Source organism: Amphritea atlantica (assembly GCF_900111095.1).
Taxonomy (GTDB): Bacteria; Pseudomonadota; Gammaproteobacteria; order Pseudomonadales; family Balneatricaceae; genus Amphritea; species Amphritea atlantica.
Map to the genome: position 1 here is coordinate 28957 of NZ_FOGB01000015.1, position 18822 is coordinate 47778.

Below are 18822 nucleotides of genomic sequence, written 5' to 3' on the forward strand. Positions count from 1 at the left end.
TTAAAGGTAACTGTTGTAGAGGTTACTCTGATCACTCCTTACAGGCTGGCGGGACACCGATAATGTCACTTGCTGGCAAAAGCCATAATATATAATGGTCTGGAGTCCTGATGCATGTGATTGATGGTGTTAAGCAGTTGTTTCAGAGCGCGAACTATAATCGTTCGACTCAGACAGACTATCATCGTTTACAGGTTATTCTTTTTATTGCGCCGATAGCTGCACTGGTGCATATCCTGCTTATCCCTTTTTTTTATTTTACCGGTGTTGAGTTGCTCGCCGGTCTGAATTGTATCAGTGTCCTGTTATGGGTTTACGGCATCCGCTTGAGTAAGCAGTACCGGATTGATCTGGCGATCCAGATTTTCTGCTGCGAAGTCTTGTTACACTCGGTGGTTGTGTCCTACTACCTGGGGCCAGATCCCGGCTTTCAGTATTATCTCTGGTCGATGTCAGCCCTGGCTGTTATGGATACCAGCAGTAGTCGTATTCGGGTGTTTATCACCGCGATTCTGCTGGTTCTGGTTTTTGCGCTGTTGAATGTGGGCCTGTTTGAACCCCTGTTTGAGTTTCCGTTTAGCGAATATCTGCTTTATATGAAACTGGTGAATATGCTGGTGTCGGGCATGCTGTCGATTCTCGCCATTATGATTATGCGGGGATTTCATCTGAATCAGCAAGCCGAACTTAGAAAACTGGCTGACATCGATAGCCTGACCGGTTTGTATAATCGAAGACAGGGAGGAGTACTGCTGGAACAGGCATATCTGCAGGCGCTGAGAAAGAAGCAGCAAATTACTGTTGTCATGGCGGATATCGACCGCTTTAAACAGATCAATGATCGTTATGGCCATGCCGTCGGTGATATTGTGTTGTGCCAGATAGCTGATGCCCTTAAAGCCACTATCCGCAAAAGTGATGCACTGATTCGCTGGGGTGGGGAGGAGTTTCTGATACTGCTATCAGATGCATCCGCCGGGGATGCAGAAACGCTGTTAGAGAAGGTTTATCCGCGGCTGGAACAGTTATATGCTGATGATGAGATTCTCGATTCGCCCGTCACTCTTAGTTTTGGGATAGCGCAATGGTCTGCAGATGAGCCGATTGAGCAGACCATTATGCGCGCGGATAATGCGTTATATGTGAGTAAGCAGGAGGGGCGGAACCGGATCACTCTGGCGGACGGGATGGGGTGTGATAATCCGTTTGTAAACTTAGTGCAAAGCGGTAAGTGAGGCTCAGACTTAAAGATATCACTGCCGGGGGGGCTGCACATCGTCTTTTCTGACTGCGGTTATTCTACCTCCTTAAGGCTGGGCGGTGCGGCTTCATCGGTTAGCTGAGCGATCCAGCCCAGTTCAAGCCAGCGCACTAAAATGTTGAGTAACTCCGCGGCTGCGGTTGCTTCGCCGACCTCGGCTGCTGTGAGTTCTGCCGCTGTGGTGAAGTTGTCTCCCTGAAAGAAACTATGTATTAAGCGTTGTTCCAAAGGGGGCGCGGAGCGAAACTCTGTGAGTCTCTCCCGGTTACGCCAGATGACCCAGCAGGCCGGTTGTGGTGTCGGATCAGGAGGACGCTGTTCGGCCTTGATCGCCTGCCAGATCTCAACACTATTATAATAGCTGGTGAACAGTTGCAGGCTGGGATGAAAGCGCAGCTGCAGCTGAGGCCAGATCTCCGGGGGAAGTTGTTGCAGCGAGCTGACTGCCGCGGTGTCCCGGTCAGGGGCATCGAACGATGATAGTAAGCTGCGTTCAAATTTTGCCAGTTCAGCGATATGGGGGTATTGGCTGAAAAATGAATCCTGCTGCAGATATTCCGGTAACGGGTCACAATAATGGCGGAGCGAGCGGTATCGGCTAGGCACGGCTTCGATATAACCATCCACCATCTGTTCAAACAGATCATCCCCCAGATAGCTGCCCAGCACCGGGTGATCATTATCGATGACTTCCCGCAGGCGCAGTCGGTAGCCACTTTGGTAGATAGACAGACGTTGCTCCGCATTGAGGTTCTGATCGCCGGCGATATGTTCAGTAATCGCCTGATCGCCTGCCAGCAGTGCCGCCATCATCTGTTGCTGGCGCAGATGTAAACGGGTTGAGTGGCTCATCGTGCCTCCAGTGCTGCGACTGGCTTGCCGGACTGTTGGCGGGGCAGTATCCCGGCGGCAATATCGCGGGCGATCTGCAGTTCTTCCACCAGTTGATTCAGCGGCGGAATATTATCGTCCCGCTCAATCATCGTACTGACGGCACCAAAGCGATGCAGGGCCTGGCGATACAGTTCCCATACCGGATCGCAGATATCATGGTCATGGGTATCGATCACATGGGTGCCATAGTCGCTATGACCGGCGAGGTGAAACTGGCGCACCCTATCCGGGTTGATCGAGTTCAGGTAGGTCTGTGCATCAAAATTATGGTTGCGTGAACTGACATAGATATTGTTGATATCCAGCAGCATCAGGCAGTCTGCCCGTTCAACCACCTCACTGTAAAACTCCCACTCGGACATCGCTGATTCGGTATAACTGATATAGCTGGAGACGTTTTCCAGCAACAGCTGTCTGCCCAGTGTTTCCTGCACCTGCATGATTCTTCCGGCGATATGCTCAATCGCCTCTTCAGTGTAGGGCATCGGCAGCAGATCATGACTATTAACGCCTTCCAGACCGGTCCAGCAGAGGTGATCAGAGAGCCATTGTGGTTGTACCTCATTGGCCAGCAGTTTCAGGCGTTGCAGATACTCTTTGTCCAGTGGTTCGGTGGAGCCGATCGACATCGACACGCCGTGCATTACCATCGGGTAGTGCTCTCGAATGGCGTGCAGATAGTATTTGGGTTTGCCTCCGGCAACCATGAAGTTTTCTGAGATAATCTCAAACCAGTCGACATCGGGGCGGGTTTCAAGCACATCATTAAAGTGCTGGGTTCGCAGCCCCAGGCCAAAGCCCAGAAAATGATCGTTCATGGCAACTCCATCAGGTAACTAGATACGCCCCTTACTCGTTGGGAAAGGGGCTTCAGGTAAAGCGTTTAGTCGTAGAGCTTCGCTTACTTAGTTGTGCCACCGATATCCGCACAGGATTTTGCAGTGGTCAAAACAAAACCAGTGCCTTTGCATGAACCGTGACCGGCACAGGCGTTATCTGCTGTTTTGCAGTCATTATGGCCTTTACAGACGTTCACGCCAAAGCATTGGGTAAGCTCTGCTTTAGCAATCTGATCCCGCCAGTCATCCCGCACCTTACCACCGGCATCGGTACAGGCTTTAGTTGGCATGGTAACAAAACCCTGTCCTTTACAGGACCCCATCCCTTTACAGGCATTGTTAGCGGTTTTGCAATCGTTATGGCCCTTACAGCTGTTGATCCCGTAGCAGTGCCCAAGTTCGACAGTATCGGTTGGTGCCGCGGTAGACGAGTTTGCGGCATTTGCCCCCATACAGCCGGCCAGACCTGCTGCCGCCATGGCGATAGCGGCACCGGAAAGTTTGGTTTTCATATTGGTGATCATTGTTATTCTTCCTCTGGTTTTGTGGTGGCCTCCTGCCTGGTCGGGCTGATCAGATCACTGATCACGGAGGCCCGTAAAAAGTAGTTTCTCAAACGGTGAAATCCAGACACCTTCAATGGATGCCAGACCAGTATTGATGATTAACTTGAAATGAACCTGAAAATCCGGCATCTGATTTCTGGTTTATGAATTTTTAATAACAGGGGCCTGTCATTGTTATCTGAAGTCGCTACACTATTTAGCCGATCCATCCAGTCGATAACATCGTGGGCATCAGCATTCCCCCCAGACCAATATCCGGAAGTGCTGGTGATGTTTTTTGTGTCAACGTGATCAGAATTTTAGGGCATCATGCAACCGTCAGACTCAGATAAGCAGGCAGTAGGCGAAGCGGATATTCAGCAGGCGGTTGTCGCAGGTATCCAGACGTACTTTCAACAGTGCCGGAAACGGGTTCCAGGTTTCATCGAACGACATTTTAGCTATCCGGCGGCGCTCGAAACCAACCGGGTAGCGTTTGGCTCTGATGTTTTACGAGCACCGGTGAATCTGTTCTGGGCACCGCTGTTTGCTCTGGTGAGTCTGATTCGCTTTTGTGTCGGCCGGTTTCCCCGGCTAGGCTGGTTATACCGTTTGCTGGGACGTTTCCCGGCGGGGTTTACCACCCGGGTGCAGACCCATATCAGTGAGCTGGTGCTCAGTGATCTGTTGCAGCACAATCAGCCCCACGCCTCGCTGAGCTGGTGCATAACCGAAGAGCTGAGGACGCTATATCAGCGGGGCGGTATGTCGTGTGTCAATATTGAACAGTTTCATACCCGGATGGAACCGGTTATCGAGGAAGCCCTGACCCAGTATCGCATCACCCGCACTGCGTCGGCTGATATCACTAACACTCTCTCCTGCACTGTGCTGGGCGCGTTTGCCTTTCAGAAATTTACCCCGGGAGGGATCGGTATCGCGCTGATGCTGGCGACGATTATCAGCACAAAACTGGCCGCCAGTGAGTTTATTCTGGGGGAAACCCTGGGCAATCTCTATTACAGTGTATTCCCGCCATCACCCTCTTTAGGGGTGACGGTGGCCACTATTGCCGGGGTGTTGTCCCTGTTATCTGCACTGGCTGCACTGTCCGGTGTTATCTCTGATCCGGTACAGGCGGCCACCGGGTTGCATCGTTACCGGCTTAATAAGATGCTCGGTCATATGGAGCAGGACATGTTGCAGCATAGCAGCAACAGCTTCCGCCCGAAAGATCAGTACCTTGCCCGGATTATGGAGTGTTTTGATCTGATTCGGGCAGGGGTGTTATGAATTGTTTAACTCTGACAGTTGAGATTCCACTGAGGCGCAGAGTTTCTGATAAAACTGTTTAGCATCGAGTGGTTTGGAAAACAGATAGCCCTGAAAACAGTTACAGCCCAGCTCCATCAAGGCGCTTCTTTCATTCAGGGTCTCTACACCCTCGGCGATCACCGTCAGATTCAGCCGGTCAGCGGTGGCGATAATCACCTCGACAATAGCAGCCAGTTCCGAAGAGGGACGCAGGCCCGTAACAAAAGAGCGATCAATCTTCAGGATATCCAGCGGCAGGTAGTGCAGGTATCGCAGTGATGAATAGCCGGTGCCAAAATCATCGATCGCAAAGGAGATGCCCCGCTGTTTTAACAGTTTCATCTTGTTGCTGGCGATCTCAAAATTGTTCAGCAACATATTTTCAGTAATCTCCAGCTCTATCTGAAGCCCGGGAATGCCTGTCTGGTCCAGCATCTCCAGTACACGATCAACAAAATCAACCTGCATAAACTGCAATGGGCTGATATTGATAGCCAGGCGTTTGAATGACTCCGGTAGTCCCTGCTCACGCCAGGCCGCCAGCTGTTGCAGCGCTTGCAGTAAAACCCAGTTACCGATCTCAACTATCTGACCACTCTCTTCAGCGATATGGATAAAACATCCCGGTAAAATAATACCTTTATCCGGGTGTCTCCAACGCAGCAGTACTTCGGCACCGAGAATCTGGTCCGCGCTGTTAACCTGGGGTTGAAACCACAGTTCGAACTCATGGTTGTTAAGCGCCTGATGCAGCCCTTTTTCCACCTCCAGCCTTTCCTGTGCGGAGGATTGCATCTCCGGGTCGAAAAACTGAAAGCTGTTACGTCCCAGCGTTTTTACCCGGTAGAGGGCGGTGTCGGCATGGCGCAGGGTTTCTGCCGCACTGTTATGTTTATCCGGAAAAACGGCGATGCCGATACTGGTGCTACAGAATAGCTGGTGGTTATCCACTTCAAACGGGACTACCAGCTCTGCCAGAATTTGCAGGGCACAGTTGGCGGCGGTCTCAGCACAGAGTTCGGCTGAACTCCCGGTATCGGGCAGTAGCGCCACAAACTCATCTCCGCCAAAGCGGGCACAGGTCGCATTCTCAGGCAGTATCTGAATCAGTCGCTTTGCCACCTCACAGAGAATCGCATCACCGATCGAATGCCCCAGCGAGTCATTGATGGTTTTAAAACGATCCAGATCCAGATACAGCACCGCACCATAGCGCTGATTGTCCTGATGGAATTTCATGGCGGTTTTCAGTCGGTCGATAAACAGTCGGCGGTTAGCCAGCCCGGTCAGGGTGTCAAAGAACGCCAGCTCATAGATCTGTTTTTCCGCTTCTTTTCTGACCGAAATATCCCGGGCCAGAATCAGAATATAGTCGTTATCATCGAGGCACATCCGGATGCAACGGGCCTCAATGGGGAAGGTGTCACCCTGAGTACTGATCTGAATATCTTCAATTGTACTGACCTGTTTCTCTTCAATCGTTGTAAACAGGATCTGCAGTGATTCGGTTGAATAGTTGTTGCTGAATTCCGCCAGGGAGCGACCGGTAAAGGCTGCTTCGTTACATTTGAGGGAGTCCGCTGCCTGATGGTTGGCCCGCACAATTGAACCATCAGGCAGACAGAGAAACATCGCATCACCAGCATTATCCATCAGTGAACGGGACAAATGTTCACTTTTGGAGAGACGCTCAATTGTGTCGTTGAGTTGATCCGTTTTATCTTTTCGCTCCTCCCAGAGGCGGGCAAAGCCTGTGGCCAGCTCACCCAGTTCGTCGGGTTTATCATAGGGCAGGGGCGGGCAGCTCTCACTTTGCCGCAGTTGATTAACCCAGTGGGCAATATCCAGAATAGGCTGAGACAGATAACGATAGATTAACAGTAAAAAAATAGTTGCCAGAATCAGGCTTGAAATCAGGCCCACGGAGAGGCTGGTCATGGCGCGGCGAACATAGTTATTAGCGATATGGGCGGTGTCCAGGTCAATCACCAGCCGGGCATCATCCTGATCAGACGGGTTGATGCTTAAGGGTTCCTCGATGTGACTGTTGATCTGAAACAGATGGTTCCCCAGCGAGGCTAGCCATGTTTTCGCGACTGGCTGACGGATCCTTTCGGCGAGCTTGTCGCCAAAGTCATCGATGATTGCAGCATGGTAGATAAAGGGGTTGGATATCAGCGTTGAGGTAATCTCTTCTGCCTGGGCATCATCCAGATTATACACAGCACGGGCGGCAGACTCTTTATGTAACTGGGTAATCTGCGAAACGGTGAGCTGGAGATGATGTTTTTCCAGATCAAAATCATTGTAGATCTGCCAACCGGTGGAGATCATCCCCAGTACTAAGGAGATGAGTAAAACAGACCTTGCCTGCTTAAAGGCGAGACGATGAATAAATTTAAAACGCAACATTACACCCCCGGTAATGGCAGCAACAAAATTGCCAATCCGTTTAGCGCCTGATCAGTTATATTTTTTATATATCGCATCAAACTCTCCAGAATGTTTAATTTTATTGAGCCCACTGTTGAACTGTTCTAACAGTGTCTGGCTGTCAGGGTAAAGCCTGCTGAGACAGAGGTGTAAGGGGGTGCTCTCAATATCCTCAAACCGGTGGAAAGCAATCTTATCCTGCAGGCCGAGGTTCTGGGCATGATAGAGGGATGGCAGTTTGCCGTTATAAAACAGATCAACATTGCGGTACACCACCGAACGGATGCCGCTGTCTATATCGGGGGTGACGGAATGACGCAGGTTGTGTTGACTAAGCTGCTGAGACTGACCCCAGTCAGCCACGGCGATCACCTCATAGCCCTGAATATCTGATAAGTGAGACAGGTTGTGGGAATCAAAATCCCGGGAGGTTACTGCTCCCCAGATATTTTCACTAATCGGCTCGCTAAACAGCATGAATTTCTCTCTGGGTGCATTTCGGGCACAGGAAAGGGTGCCGGCCACTCTGCCGTGTTCCATGTTTTTAAGGATGCGTTTCCAGGGGGCTTCGGTGATGATCGCTTCAATGCCTACGGCGGCAAACGCCGCAGTGACAACCTCTACATCGATACCGCGGATAGTGTTTTGCGGCTCAATAATGGTATAGGGGGGGAAATTAACCGTATAAAGCTCTAGCTGATGACCACCGGCAGCAGCAACGTAGCTCAGTGATGTCAGTAAGACAGCCAAAACCGATTTGTGTAAACGTGAAAACATTCAGATCCCTCTCAAATGTAAACAGATGCTTGTTTTGTACCTATATATTCGGGGCCTTTTGATGACAAAACAAGACTGACCGGGCTATAAAGTGACCAGAATGGCTGTTTACTACAGGCTATATACATTACATCGATATAGGTCTGCCTACGGTTTACAACCTGATCTTTGAGAATAGTCGCTTAAGCGACTTTTGGCGAATGCAAAGCCCTAAGGGGGCTGAACGAATTAACAGCGTCAGCCCACACCCGTTGCCCGGCCGGGCTTACTCTGTTGAGGTAAACTGCTGCCAGCCATCAATAATCTCAATAAAATCATCCAGGCCACAGCTGGCCGTTGACTGTTGGTCATAGAACACCAGATTATCTTCCGGTTGTTGCTCTTCAAATGCTGAATCCAGTGCGTGAGCTCGCACCACGGCTTCATCCCGGGTGAGCAGGAGGTTGTATTCCGCCCCCTCCATCAGATAATCGATTCGCTGATGGTTTTTCAACTCTGCGATAATCTCCAGCAGCTCAGTAATAACTGGCTGGCGGCTGCGTAACTCATAGGTCAGCCAGTACCCCAGTGCTTCATGACCCATCGAAAACTCAGCCCGGAAAGCACCGTATATATCGTGGGTGAAGTCGTAGTCCACAGTATTACTCTCCAGGCTCATTTTTTATAGATTAAATTAGTAATAGATTGTGCTTTAGTCAGCATGACCCATCGAACATCTATTTAGTCGGAATGGATGGGGAGCATAGCACAGGCTACCAGAATAGAGCAGCGGTAAGCCTGCTGTCGTGTCGTTGGACATATCTGCAGCACGCGTTTCTCATTCTGATAGTAAAAAATATATTTAGGTCCCAGTTTAAGTTTTTGAACGTTTATCAGAGACAGAGCTGGGGTATATTTGGAGCCTGGGTTTGTTGTTAGCTGGTCGGGGAACGCACTTGCCAGCTTTGAGGTTTTCAGGAGTTTGACCGCATGATAGAACAGGATGACGACATATATAGAACATTGCTCGAATCAACGAAGGCGATCCCCTGGAAAATAAACTGGGAAACCAAAGCTTTCGAGTATATAGGCCCTCAGATTGAGACGTTGCTGGGCTGGCGTCAGGATAGCTGGACGAGTGCCCAGGACTGGATCGATCGTATCCATGAGGAGGACCGTGAACAAACTGCTCATAACTGCATCAATCTGTGTGAAAACGGGATTGATCATGAAGCAGACTATCGCGCTCTGACCGCAGATGGCGAGTATGTCTGGGTGCGTGATGTTGTCCATGTGATTCGCAAGAATGGCGTTACCACCGACCTGGTAGGGTTTATTTTCGATATCTCTGAGCGTAAAGCGATGGAGGAGGCGTTACAGCAGGCCAATGAAAAGCTCGAAGCGCTCTCCTATCTCGATGGGCTGACCGGTGTACCCAACCGCAGACTATACGACAAAACGCTGGAGCGTGAATGGGAGCATGCAGTACGTACGGCAACCGCGGTTTCGTTAGTCGTTATCGATATCGATCACTTTAAAGACTACAACGATCAGTACGGTCATATTCAGGGCGATGAATGCCTTAAACAGGTGGCTGAAGCGCTACAGAAGGTTGCCGTCAAATCAACCGATTTCTTTGCCCGTTATGGCGGTGAAGAGTTTGTACTGCTGCTGCCTGATACCGGGCAGGATGCTGCCCGCGATATAGCAGAACAGTGTCGGCGCAGGGTTCTCGAACTGGCGATAGAGCATCCGGCATCAACGGCAGGCCATCTGCTCACTATCAGCGCCGGAGTCGCTTCAATGATACCAACCGAAGACGATCCGTTAGACGACCTTTTTTCGACCGCTGATCGTATGCTGTACCAGGCTAAGCGCAATGGTCGCAACCGGTTTGCCTGCAGCTGGTCGCAAGGTGTGGCGCGAAAAGAGCGTGAGAGTTGTTAGAACGTTTCTGCCAATGGTTAGATGTGACTGCGTCGCTCGCCAGGAAAAGCTGAAGCCCGGCAGAGCCACAAATTTGGGAAATTTGTCTTTGGTTTGTTATTGAACAGATAAAAGCACAGTATCACTCTCGAGTTCTTCGCTTAATCTGACTGCTAGCCAGTCGCGTAGCGACGTTCTGGCAACGACTTTTTTCTGTTCACATTCTGAGTAATATTCTGGAATCTTTATCTTGAGCTTGCCCCGGGGCGGGGCTAAATTTAAGGCCTCACTCTGCACCAGATTGTAGGCAGTCAATCAGTTGTTGGTCATGGAGACCTTTGGAAATGAGGCGCTGATCGCCTTATCAATAGGGAGTTACAACGGATATGTACTCTGACAATGGTTATTTTTGGCAGGCGGTGACGCGTCTGAGTCAACGCACTGCACACACTCTTTATCTGGCAAAACTCAGTCTGACCTGCGGTGCTCTGGCCGTTTGTTTTTCTGCGCCGTTAAGCGCCACTGAATATTTTGAGAGCTTCAATACCTTCAAAAAGACTCTGGTGCCGCAATCCTCTTCGGTACCACCGTTGCAAAAGTCTCAAAGTATTATATTGAGATATAATAATTCTATTGTGAGTTTTGAGTATGATAACTGGCAACTGCAGCCCGACAGCGTTTGCTATGCGGTTAAGTTCTGCAGTCAGGCTAAACTTACGCGCTGTATGCAGGCCGCGGGTAGTTTTTTTCGTGAGACCTGTGAAACGCTGAAGCAAACCGATAGCCAGCTGCAACCAGCTCCAGAGCTTCAGCAGCTTTACTGTCAGGGAGTAAAGCAGGTCGATCGTGTTGACCCAAACGCTATATCTAACCACTAGTAAGTGCGAGGGTTGCTTGGCAACGGCCCTTACTGGTGAAGCCTCCTGATTAGCCACCGCTCTGAATATTCAGCAACAGGGATCAGGATTCTGTCCCGGCTCAGTGCGATCATCTCTCCTGCAATGAATACCGAGGAGTTTGCATGAGTCTGAAAAGGGAAGACCCGCGCATCAGCCGGGTGTGTGATTATATAAATCAGAATCTGGATATTGAGCTATCGATAGAGCAGTTGAGCGGCGTTGCTGCACTGTCGAAATACCACTTCCATCGGCTGTTTTCGGCGTTTACCGGCGTCAGTGTGGTGCGCTTTATTCAGCTGATGCGTTTAAAGCGAGCCTCATTCCGGTTAGCCTTCGAGCCGCAGCTGCGGATTATTGATATCGCGTATGAAGCGGGGTTTGACAGCCCTGAAGCATTTTCCCGGGCGTTTAAACGAACCTTTGGACAATCTCCCAGCGGATTCAGAGCATCACCGGAGTGGCCAGAATGGCACTCTAAATTCCAGTTTGATATGCCTTCAGGAGGCGTGCTGAAAATGAATGTTGAGATTGTGGATTTTACAGAAACACCGGTTGCCCTGGTTGAGCATAAAGGCCCCAGAGAGCAGGTGTTAGATACGGTGGGTCGCTTTGTCGCCTGGCGTAAAGAGACCGGATTGTCCCCGGTGAAAACCAGTCAAACCTTTGGTGTCCCTTACAGTGACCCCAATACGACAAAACCGGAAGATTTCCGTTTCGATGTGTGTGGCTCTTTTGCGGGAGAGGTGCCTGACAATAGCTTTGGTGTGAAGTCCGGGGTTATTCCGGGAGGTCGCTGTGCGGTGGTTCAACATCGCGGTAGCCACGATAATATTGATGAGAGTATCTATTACCTGTATCGCAACTGGCTGCCCGATAGTGGTGAGGAGCTGCGGGACTATCCCTGCTTTTTCCAATACCGGAACTTTATCCACGAAGTGGATGAATGTGACCTGTTAACGGATATTTTTCTGCCGCTTAAATAGTCAGACCCGATATTTACTGAATAAAAAGCCCGGTAGAGATACCGGGCTTTGATAAACGAGTCGTCTACTCCAGTAGATTCAGACTCGTTATTCTACTGCCCGGACATCACCCCGGGCAGTAGCCCCCTCAAGTCGAATCTTTAGCGTTGTCTATTATGCTCTTGCTAGCCACTAACAAGCGGCGAAGCCGCGTCTAGCCAGTCGCGTAGCGACGATCTAGCCTCTGCTCTATCAAGTATCCCGTCCGGCAAACAGCACATCCACCACTTCACGGAAATTGGAAGCCCGTTTGGAAATCTCCACTGGCACTTTCAGCCGGCGGGCAATATCACTGGAAGAGATGACGCCACGAATTTCGTGATTCAGCTGATTGACTACCAGCATATGCGGGGTCCCGGCGTGCTGTAGTGTCCGCAACAGGTCGCCGATGCTGGCATGGGTTATCTCAGAGAGAGGGATCGCATGCAGTTTTTCACGGTGCGTCATCACCTCTTTGATGGAGATATCATGACGTTTCAAACCGGCAGAGGTTGCAATACTCATGGCCGAACGGCTTTCAAGATCAGCAATGGTCAGCAGACCACGAAAGTTTTCATCTTTATCGATTACCAGAACGGAGCGAACATGGACCTTACGCATCATCTGGCGGGCTTCATCGATGGATACATCCTGTTCCATCATCAATGGCTGAACCTTTTCAAAGTCGGTCATCACTTCGATGGCCGGAGTGTCCAGCGTGTATTCAAGTAGTTCTTCCGGACGTGCGATATGGTCGGAAGCACCCAGCAGAATAGTTTTTAGTTCGTTATAGTTATTCATAGCATAATCCTGTCTCAAAAAAGACCTGTCATCAGGTATATAAAAACGATGAATATTAGCTAAAAGCGGGTGGAGCTCTGGTTGATGGGATTGTCCAGCGAACGCTGGAGGTTAGGGGGACTTCAATCGAAAGCGGGAAAAATCCGGGGCTTTGCAGAGCGATGTTAGTCTCAGTAACAGGCAGTAGGTCACAGGGCTGGTCGCCACTATCAACATCTGTCAGCAAGAGCTGCTCACAGCCAATACCATCATTAACTGAAATAAGTTGTTCAGCTAACGGTTCAAACAGCTGTATACGTGATTGCATCGCCATCAGCACCAGCAAAAGTAATAATGCAAACCACCGTTGTCTGGAGTGGCGCATAGCGCTGGATGAGGAAATACTGAGTGCGTGCTTCATGATCTCAGTGTAGGCCAAAATCTGAAGCGGGGGAATCCTGAAATGAAAAATTATAGTTCTGAATTAGCTCGCAAAAAGCGCGAGAGTGGCCAGAACGGGCTCGCAAAGAACGCGAGAGTGGCTAGAACGGAAACTGCGTTTCCTGCTAGTGGTTAGACGCGACTGCGTCGCTTGCTAGAAAGAGCCGTCGCTCGAACGTCGCTTCGCGTGCTCGCATAAAGCGCGAGAGTGGCTAGAATGGAAACTTCGTTTCCTGCTAGTGGTTAGACGCGACTGCGTCGCTTGCTAGGGAAGAGCCGTCGCTCGAAAGAGCAAAAGCCTGCGCAGGTTCTTCAGGGATCAGTTGGTTGTGGCCACTCTGCAAAGCGCTCGGAGTTATGATAATAGCGATAACAGCAAGGTCACCTGACAACCAACGCCGACCAGAAAGGCGACTGTTCTTAGTGGGATAGGAAAGCCAAATATACTAAAGCCATAATGGCCAACCCGGGTGAAAAAATAGACCATACAAGCCGTTTCCGTCGCATGGCTGCTGACGCCACTCAGATGAACCAGAATCACCAGAGGCGCAAAAATAACTAAGTTTTCAACCGCATTATTATGTGCCCTCATCGCTCTGTCGGCCCACCGGGCTTTTGGTGGCGGATCAGGCAGAGGGAACCAGGCTAAAGAGGGTGGTCCGAGCTCCTTGATACGGTTCCCAATGTAAGGAATCCAGAGAGTTGCCGTTAATGCAATGGTTAATGTCAGCCAAAATAGTTCAGTGGTCATCATATTTCCCCATTAATATCGAATAAAAATCATCGTTTAATCATTGGCATCGTGCCTGATTACTGTGTTCTGAAGAGCAGCCATATATTGGCTAACACAGAATATCGACAGCACCTGAGTACATAGCTTCCAGTGAGGTGCGCGACTCACCGCCTCTCGCTCTCACCGCCAGACTTTGCAATGTCGCGTGCAGGAGTTTAGCTACATTGTTGGCATCGCGATCTTTTGGCCAGCTTCCGTCTTGCTGGGCAGCCAGCAGACGCTTCTCAATCACGGAGTCAATTCTGTTAATAACAACTTCGAGGTCCTCCCTGATCTCTGGATGTGCCGCGGCCTCAACAACCGCTGTAGAGGTGACAAAGCAGCCAAGGGGGGCCGTACCGGTAAAATAAGTATCCAGAGCTGTGCGATAAAACTGCTTCATCGCTTTGTTTAAATCAGGTTCACCGAACAGCTCCCTATCTAACTGCTCACCCAGCTCAGCAACAAACCGGGCAAACGTCTTGCGATAAATAGAGGTTTTATTCCCAAACGCATTATAAATACTGGGGCGGTTCATCTTCATTGCAGCCGCCAGATCATCCAACGACGTGGCTGAAAGGCCTTTCGTCCAGAAAACCTGAATGGCGCTATCCAAAGCCTCGTTGTGATCATACCCAGGAGGGCGTCCACGTTTTTTCATAATTCAGTACTGCCAGAAATAAGTGATTGACACGTTTTTAAGATTGTTAATATATTATTATGCGAATCAGTACAAAAAAACAAGAGGGGATTCAATGACACTCACAAATACAAAGGCTTTGCCATCAAAGCCCTGTTTGATCTGTCGTTTTATATCAGCCGATATAACTCACGCTTATCAGCGAACACGTCGATTTATCTCGCGTGAGCAGATCCGGTATGTTGCAAGAGAGGCATACCAGGTGCCCGACTCTCAACATTGTCAGAAGGCGTTAGAGCTGGTCATGAAGTACAGCCCGGATCATCTGGTTAACCACTGCCTGCGAAGCTACGCTTTTGGTGTGGCAATGGCGCACAAGGTAAAGCAGCCCTTCGATAAAGAGGTTTTTTTTCTTGGCGCGATAATGCATGACCTTGGATTAACCCCCAAATTCGATACCGGAGACACTTTTGAGATTGATGGAGCAAAAGCCGCGAGATCATTCTGCATTGAACATCAGCTCAACACCGAAAAAGCCGATTTAGTCCACGAGATGGTTGCTCACCACAACACCGTGGGCGTTGCTCATAAACTCGATCCAGAAATTGCACTGTTACACTATGGTGCCGGGGCGGATGTCGCCGCCCTGTGGATTCGTGATATTCACAAAAAAACATTAACCGAAGTGCTATCAGAATATCCCAGACTGGATTTTAAAGAGGGGATGATCAAGCTTCTCTCCGACCAGATTGAGAGAAAACCGAACAGCTATATGGCTCCACTGATTGCGCTGGGTTTTTTGAAAAAAATTGAGAAAACACCGTTTTAGGCTCGCGCAAAGGGCGAAAGCTCGCAAAAAGCGCGAGAGTGGCTAGAACTCGCAAAAAGCGCGAGAGTGGCTAGAACGGAAACTGCGTTTCCTGCTAGTGGTTAGACGCGACTGCGTCGCTTGTTAGAAAGAGCCGTCGTTCTAAAGAGCAAAAGAAAAATCAAAACGCGTGGTCAAATCGTCTTCTGGATAAAGTTTGTGATGATTGGATACATAGTCTGGGTGATGGTGTGTGGGGTGGCTGGCAGCAGGTGTAGTTCGCTGTTGATGCCCAGTTCGGATAAGTGCTGATGGCTCTGCTGTGACTGGGTCACACTGATCACCTGATCGGCTTCACCATGAATCAGGCAGACCGGCAGAGGGTTGTCGGGGGCAGAGCAGGCGGGTGCGTGTTGGGGTAACTCGGCAAAGCGGCCGGCGATGCCGATAATACCGGCAACAGCTTCACTGCTCTGTTTCAGCCATTCCAGTGACATAATAGTGCCTTGTGAAAAACCCATTAACACAACCTTATCGAGTGGTACGCCCGCCGACGCTGCCTCATCGTGAATTAACCGATTAAATGCAGGCATCGCTTCCTGTACTCTGGCAAGCCGGTTCTCCTCGGTGACACCGATCACATCAAACCACTGAAACCCTGCAGGAGAGATTGTCGAAGGGGAGAAGCCCGCTGGAATCCGGATCTCCAGATCAGGATTGTACTGGTGCAGAGACTCACCCAGCGGCTGCAATGATTCCGGATTGGCACCCACACCGTGAAACATCAGTATCAGGGCTGCAGGTGTGGCGGTTAGAGATTCAAAACGGATAGATGGCATAGGATGGCACTTAAACTATTAAGGAACAGGGGAGTATTCTGGCATTTGGGAAGAGAGGGAACAAGTTGCTTGGAAGAGCGGTGGCTTCGCGTGCTCGCATAAAGCGCGAGAGTGGCTAGAACGGACTCGCAAAGAACGCGAGAGTGGCTAGAACGGAAACTGCGTTTCCTGCTAGTGGTTAGACGCGACTGCGTCGCTTGTTAGAAAGAGCCGTCGCTCGAACGTCGCTTCGCGACTTGCTCGTTGTTCGTGGCTCGGAAATCAAGAGCCTGCGGGATTAAGTTTTGTAGGAGGCACGCTACATGCCCTCTGGGTACTATCATGCCGATGGGAGAGCAGCCGTGGATTGAAAGAGCGATGTGAGACTGCGTTTGAATAGCCTATGCGGTTAGTTTTTCGATGGATGCATATTTCTCTGCATCGATTCCTTCATGTTCAGATTCCCACACATCAATAGCTGTTTGCATGTTCAGCCAGCTTTCCATACTGGTATCAGTGGCTTTACCCAGGCGGGTGGCCATATCTCTGGAACAGGGGATATGACCATTGATGAATAGTGACAGGTGTTTACGAGATACACCAAGCTTTCGGGCGGCATCACTGATGTTGGTTTTTAGGGGAACCAACACATCATTCAGTAATACCTGACCCGGATGGGTGGGTCTGCGATTGCGTGCTCTGCTCATTGCTTCGCTCCTGTAACCAGTTTGGTAACAATTCTAGTTTGTGTATTTGTAGACTACAACCCAATTGGTAACGGGTAGGCTCGCAAAGAGCGCGAGAGTGGCTAGAACGGAAACTGCGTTTCCTGCTAGTGGTTAGACGCGACTGCGTCGCTTGCTAGATAAGAGCCGGGGTCCGAATGTCACTCCGTGACTTGTCTGAAGTCCGACGTCTGGAAAAAAGGCCATCCCCGTTTTGGGAGGTGGGTAGTGGTTTTGTGGGCTTTCGGGGTTGAGCAGAGTATTGTCTGAGAGTAGATTCAGGCTATAACTATTCGTTCGTTACCAGATTGCGGCGGCAATCATGCAGTTGGTCATGAAGACCCAAGGATCGAAGGCGCATAGCGTCTTGTTGAAATGGATGTAATATGGAAGAAGTTCAAAGCCCTTATGCGGCTCCTCAGTCAGATCTGACACTCCCTGCTGAAGAAACTATCCCTGTTGCTGCCAGCAAAATGCGGCGATTTTTAAATTACCTCATCGACATTTTTCTAATGCAGCTTGTCCTTGGCTTTCTGATTGGGGCAGTCACAATGCTGCTCTTTGGTAATGCCGGTCTTGATTACATTGATTCGATACCCGATTACCTCTTTGGGGTCACCGTTATGGTGATCTATTACCTTATTTTTGAAGGTTTTTTTGGGGTCACTATTGGCAAACTAGTAACAGGGACCCGCATAGTAAACGACACAGGGCTCCCTCCAACTTTCGGCCAGATCCTGGGCAGAACTGTCCTCCGGATAGTCCCATTCGAACCGTTTTCATTTCTGGGTAAAACCGGCCGAGGCTGGCACGATACCGTATCGAATACTTATGTGGTCTGCATACGGGAACCCGAAAAGAAGAGGTCTGAAAACGTTGAAAGTAAAACAGACCCGACACCCGATCAACCTTCAAACGTTGTGGAAAGCCCAACGGGCAGGTAGCTTAAACAATAACAACCGTTACCATGCTGCGATGTGCAGCGCTGTTGGTCTGGACGGCCCAAGGAATGAGACGCTGCGCGTCTCGCTAAAATGGATGCAACATGGATACCTCTCTAAAGAATCGCTGTTTTTGGCTCGCGGTTCATCGTTCAAAAAAACATGACACTACTTATTTATTGCGTCAGCATTGTTTGCTGAGCCTGATAAGCTGCCTGTTTATACCGCAGGCCGTCTCAGCTAATCCGTTGATTGATAGCTATGTACAGTTTAACGAGAAACTGTCCTACGCTATTTTGAAGCCGATGCGTGAGGGGATGGGGGTTGAGCTTGAATCGGTTAATGTGGACTACCACGACCAGCCGGTGAGTTTTCAATACCAGATGTGGCGGCTTCGCCCCAACAGCGTCTGCCTGCCTCAGAAAAACAAACTGCTTGAATACTCCGCCTGCACCGAAGCTGCCAGTCAGTTCTTCCGTGAAACCTGTCAGACTCTGCAACAGAAGCCCATCAGAGCAGCCCTTTATTCAAACTATAAACGCCTCTACTGCAACGCCGCCGCCAGCTACCAGCCGGTGGTCGCCAAAGTCCGTCGCTCAGAACCGATGGATGAAACCACCGCGCAGCGCCAGCAATGCTCAATGCTGACCATAAAAGCCGCCCGCACCCGGAAAAATATCGATATTTACGAACGGGATAAGGCATGCGAAGGGGATAGTTAAAGAGCCGTGGCTCGAACGTCGCTTCGCGTGCTCGCATAAAGCGCGAGAGTGGCTAGGGCTCGCAAAGAACGCGAGAGTGGCTAGACGTCACTGCGTGACTTGCTAGTCGTTAGACGCGACTTCGTCGCTTGCTAGGGAAGAGCCGAGGCCCGAACGTCACTCCGTGACTTGTCTGAAGTCCGATGTCTGGAAAAGAAAAAGCACATGCTCGTTTTGGGGAGAGGTAATCGTTTTTATTTTGGCTTAGGCTTGAGCGGAATGCTGTCTGGGAGTACATTCAGGTAATAACTATTCGTTCGTTACCAGA

Annotated in this window: 20 protein-coding genes; 8 read left to right on the forward strand and 12 right to left on the reverse strand. The window is 50.1% G+C overall.

Annotated features, from left to right (window positions below; all coding sequences use genetic code 11):
- The first annotated feature begins 110 nt into the window (after positions 1-110).
- A complete protein-coding gene (locus BMY09_RS18370; protein WP_091361144.1) occupies positions 111-1235 on the forward strand; it encodes a GGDEF domain-containing protein in 1125 nt (374 codons plus the stop codon).
- A 59-nt stretch (positions 1236-1294) separates the two neighbouring features.
- Here BMY09_RS18370 and BMY09_RS18375 read toward each other — a convergent pair whose 3' ends face one another.
- The 3 genes from BMY09_RS18375 to bufA2 form a co-directional block, all read right to left on the reverse strand.
- Entirely contained in the window at positions 1295-2113 is an 819-nt protein-coding gene (locus BMY09_RS18375) for an HvfC/BufC N-terminal domain-containing protein (protein ID WP_091361146.1), read from the reverse strand.
- A complete protein-coding gene (gene bufB / locus BMY09_RS18380) occupies positions 2110-2973 on the reverse strand; it encodes an MNIO family bufferin maturase (RefSeq protein WP_091361148.1) in 864 nt (287 codons plus the stop codon). The genes BMY09_RS18375 and bufB overlap by 4 nt, the downstream gene beginning before the upstream one ends.
- A gap of 83 nt (positions 2974-3056) precedes the next feature.
- Complete coding sequence (gene bufA2 / locus BMY09_RS18385) at positions 3057-3518, reverse strand: BufA2 family periplasmic bufferin-type metallophore (protein ID WP_217647473.1); 462 nt, start codon at positions 3516-3518, stop codon at positions 3057-3059.
- Positions 3519-3869: 351 nt separating this feature from the next.
- Here bufA2 and BMY09_RS18390 point away from each other — a divergent pair, with 351 nt between their 5' ends.
- Positions 3870-4832 carry a DUF6635 family protein gene (locus BMY09_RS18390; RefSeq protein ID WP_091361150.1) on the forward strand — a complete coding sequence of 321 codons (963 nt, stop codon included), beginning with the start codon at positions 3870-3872 and terminating at the stop codon, positions 4830-4832.
- Here BMY09_RS18390 and BMY09_RS18395 read toward each other — a convergent pair.
- From BMY09_RS18395 to BMY09_RS18405, 3 genes are all read right to left on the reverse strand, one after another.
- Positions 4827-7265 carry a putative bifunctional diguanylate cyclase/phosphodiesterase gene (locus BMY09_RS18395; protein WP_245756627.1) on the reverse strand — a complete coding sequence of 813 codons (2439 nt, stop codon included), beginning with the start codon at positions 7263-7265 and terminating at the stop codon, positions 4827-4829. The genes BMY09_RS18390 and BMY09_RS18395 overlap by 6 nt on opposite strands.
- A gap of 51 nt (positions 7266-7316) precedes the next feature.
- Positions 7317-8063, reverse strand: a complete 747-nt coding sequence (locus BMY09_RS18400) for a substrate-binding periplasmic protein (RefSeq protein ID WP_091361152.1) — start codon at positions 8061-8063, stop codon at positions 7317-7319.
- 265 nt (positions 8064-8328) lie between these two features.
- Positions 8329-8700 carry a YacL family protein gene (locus tag BMY09_RS18405; RefSeq protein ID WP_175483593.1) on the reverse strand — a complete coding sequence of 124 codons (372 nt, stop codon included), beginning with the start codon at positions 8698-8700 and terminating at the stop codon, positions 8329-8331.
- A gap of 332 nt (positions 8701-9032) precedes the next feature.
- Here BMY09_RS18405 and BMY09_RS18410 point away from each other — a divergent pair, with 332 nt between their 5' ends.
- The 3 genes from BMY09_RS18410 to BMY09_RS18420 all read left to right on the forward strand — a co-directional run bounded on the left by BMY09_RS18410 (position 9033) and on the right by BMY09_RS18420 (position 11850).
- Positions 9033-9989 carry a sensor domain-containing diguanylate cyclase gene (locus BMY09_RS18410; RefSeq protein ID WP_091361156.1) on the forward strand — a complete coding sequence of 319 codons (957 nt, stop codon included), beginning with the start codon at positions 9033-9035 and terminating at the stop codon, positions 9987-9989.
- A 365-nt stretch (positions 9990-10354) separates the two neighbouring features.
- Positions 10355-10846 carry a hypothetical protein gene (locus tag BMY09_RS18415; protein WP_091361159.1) on the forward strand — a complete coding sequence of 164 codons (492 nt, stop codon included), beginning with the start codon at positions 10355-10357 and terminating at the stop codon, positions 10844-10846.
- A 143-nt stretch (positions 10847-10989) separates the two neighbouring features.
- Positions 10990-11850 carry an AraC family transcriptional regulator gene (locus tag BMY09_RS18420; RefSeq protein ID WP_091361161.1) on the forward strand — a complete coding sequence of 287 codons (861 nt, stop codon included), beginning with the start codon at positions 10990-10992 and terminating at the stop codon, positions 11848-11850.
- Positions 11851-12081: 231 nt separating this feature from the next.
- On the opposite strand, the gene BMY09_RS18425 is transcribed toward BMY09_RS18420, so the two are convergent.
- From BMY09_RS18425 to BMY09_RS18440, 4 genes are all read right to left on the reverse strand, one after another.
- A complete protein-coding gene (locus BMY09_RS18425; RefSeq protein ID WP_091361163.1) occupies positions 12082-12669 on the reverse strand; it encodes a CBS domain-containing protein in 588 nt (195 codons plus the stop codon).
- Between the two features lie 55 nt (positions 12670-12724).
- Positions 12725-13069, reverse strand: coding sequence for a hypothetical protein (locus BMY09_RS18430; RefSeq protein WP_091361166.1), 345 nt, complete (start codon positions 13067-13069; stop codon positions 12725-12727).
- A gap of 375 nt (positions 13070-13444) precedes the next feature.
- Positions 13445-13840: an MAPEG family protein gene (locus BMY09_RS18435; RefSeq protein ID WP_091361168.1), complete on the reverse strand. Its 396-nt coding sequence runs from the start codon at positions 13838-13840 to the stop codon at positions 13445-13447.
- A 91-nt stretch (positions 13841-13931) separates the two neighbouring features.
- Positions 13932-14522, reverse strand: a complete 591-nt coding sequence (locus tag BMY09_RS18440; protein WP_217647474.1) for a TetR/AcrR family transcriptional regulator — start codon at positions 14520-14522, stop codon at positions 13932-13934.
- A 241-nt stretch (positions 14523-14763) separates the two neighbouring features.
- Between BMY09_RS18440 and BMY09_RS18445 the strand changes: the two genes are divergently transcribed.
- On the forward strand, positions 14764-15330 hold the full coding sequence (locus BMY09_RS18445) for an HD domain-containing protein (RefSeq protein ID WP_217647475.1): 567 nt from the start codon (positions 14764-14766) through the stop codon (positions 15328-15330).
- Between the two features lie 173 nt (positions 15331-15503).
- Here BMY09_RS18445 and BMY09_RS18450 read toward each other — a convergent pair whose 3' ends face one another.
- Together BMY09_RS18450 and BMY09_RS18455 are read right to left on the reverse strand one after the other, a co-directional pair.
- The gene (locus tag BMY09_RS18450) at positions 15504-16148 is read right to left on the reverse strand and encodes an alpha/beta hydrolase (protein ID WP_091361174.1); all 645 of its coding nucleotides are present in this window, start codon (positions 16146-16148) and stop codon (positions 15504-15506) included.
- 380 nt (positions 16149-16528) lie between these two features.
- A complete protein-coding gene (locus BMY09_RS18455) occupies positions 16529-16834 on the reverse strand; it encodes a HigA family addiction module antitoxin (protein ID WP_091361176.1) in 306 nt (101 codons plus the stop codon).
- 404 nt (positions 16835-17238) lie between these two features.
- Here BMY09_RS18455 and BMY09_RS18460 point away from each other — a divergent pair, with 404 nt between their 5' ends.
- Together BMY09_RS18460 and BMY09_RS18465 are read left to right on the forward strand one after the other, a co-directional pair.
- Complete coding sequence (locus BMY09_RS18460) at positions 17239-17796, forward strand: RDD family protein (RefSeq protein WP_091361178.1); 558 nt, start codon at positions 17239-17241, stop codon at positions 17794-17796.
- Positions 17797-18041: 245 nt separating this feature from the next.
- Positions 18042-18515 (forward strand): hypothetical protein, encoded by a 474-nt coding sequence (locus BMY09_RS18465; RefSeq protein ID WP_139203220.1) that lies wholly within the window; start codon positions 18042-18044, stop codon positions 18513-18515.
- Positions 18516-18822 lie beyond the last annotated feature (307 nt).

Coding starts and splice junctions, on each gene's coding strand:
- BMY09_RS18435 (WP_091361168.1), bottom strand. CDS start 13,840: ATGACCACTGAACTATTTTGGCTGACATTAACCATTGCATTAACGGCA.
- BMY09_RS18415 (WP_091361159.1), top strand. CDS start 10,355: ATGTACTCTGACAATGGTTATTTTTGGCAGGCGGTGACGCGTCTGAGT.
- BMY09_RS18425 (WP_091361163.1), bottom strand. CDS start 12,669: ATGAATAACTATAACGAACTAAAAACTATTCTGCTGGGTGCTTCCGAC.
- BMY09_RS18450 (WP_091361174.1), bottom strand. CDS start 16,148: ATGCCATCTATCCGTTTTGAATCTCTAACCGCCACACCTGCAGCCCTG.
- BMY09_RS18390 (WP_091361150.1), top strand. CDS start 3,870: ATGCAACCGTCAGACTCAGATAAGCAGGCAGTAGGCGAAGCGGATATT.
- BMY09_RS18455 (WP_091361176.1), bottom strand. CDS start 16,834: ATGAGCAGAGCACGCAATCGCAGACCCACCCATCCGGGTCAGGTATTA.
- BMY09_RS18375 (WP_091361146.1), bottom strand. CDS start 2,113: ATGAGCCACTCAACCCGTTTACATCTGCGCCAGCAACAGATGATGGCG.
- BMY09_RS18440 (WP_217647474.1), bottom strand. CDS start 14,522: ATGAAAAAACGTGGACGCCCTCCTGGGTATGATCACAACGAGGCTTTG.
- BMY09_RS18430 (WP_091361166.1), bottom strand. CDS start 13,069: ATGAAGCACGCACTCAGTATTTCCTCATCCAGCGCTATGCGCCACTCC.
- bufB (WP_091361148.1), bottom strand. CDS start 2,973: ATGAACGATCATTTTCTGGGCTTTGGCCTGGGGCTGCGAACCCAGCAC.
- BMY09_RS18420 (WP_091361161.1), top strand. CDS start 10,990: ATGAGTCTGAAAAGGGAAGACCCGCGCATCAGCCGGGTGTGTGATTAT.
- BMY09_RS18395 (WP_245756627.1), bottom strand. CDS start 7,265: ATGTTGCGTTTTAAATTTATTCATCGTCTCGCCTTTAAGCAGGCAAGG.
- BMY09_RS18460 (WP_091361178.1), top strand. CDS start 17,239: ATGGAAGAAGTTCAAAGCCCTTATGCGGCTCCTCAGTCAGATCTGACA.
- BMY09_RS18370 (WP_091361144.1), top strand. CDS start 111: ATGCATGTGATTGATGGTGTTAAGCAGTTGTTTCAGAGCGCGAACTAT.
- BMY09_RS18400 (WP_091361152.1), bottom strand. CDS start 8,063: ATGTTTTCACGTTTACACAAATCGGTTTTGGCTGTCTTACTGACATCA.
- bufA2 (WP_217647473.1), bottom strand. CDS start 3,518: ATGATCACCAATATGAAAACCAAACTTTCCGGTGCCGCTATCGCCATG.
- BMY09_RS18410 (WP_091361156.1), top strand. CDS start 9,033: ATGATAGAACAGGATGACGACATATATAGAACATTGCTCGAATCAACG.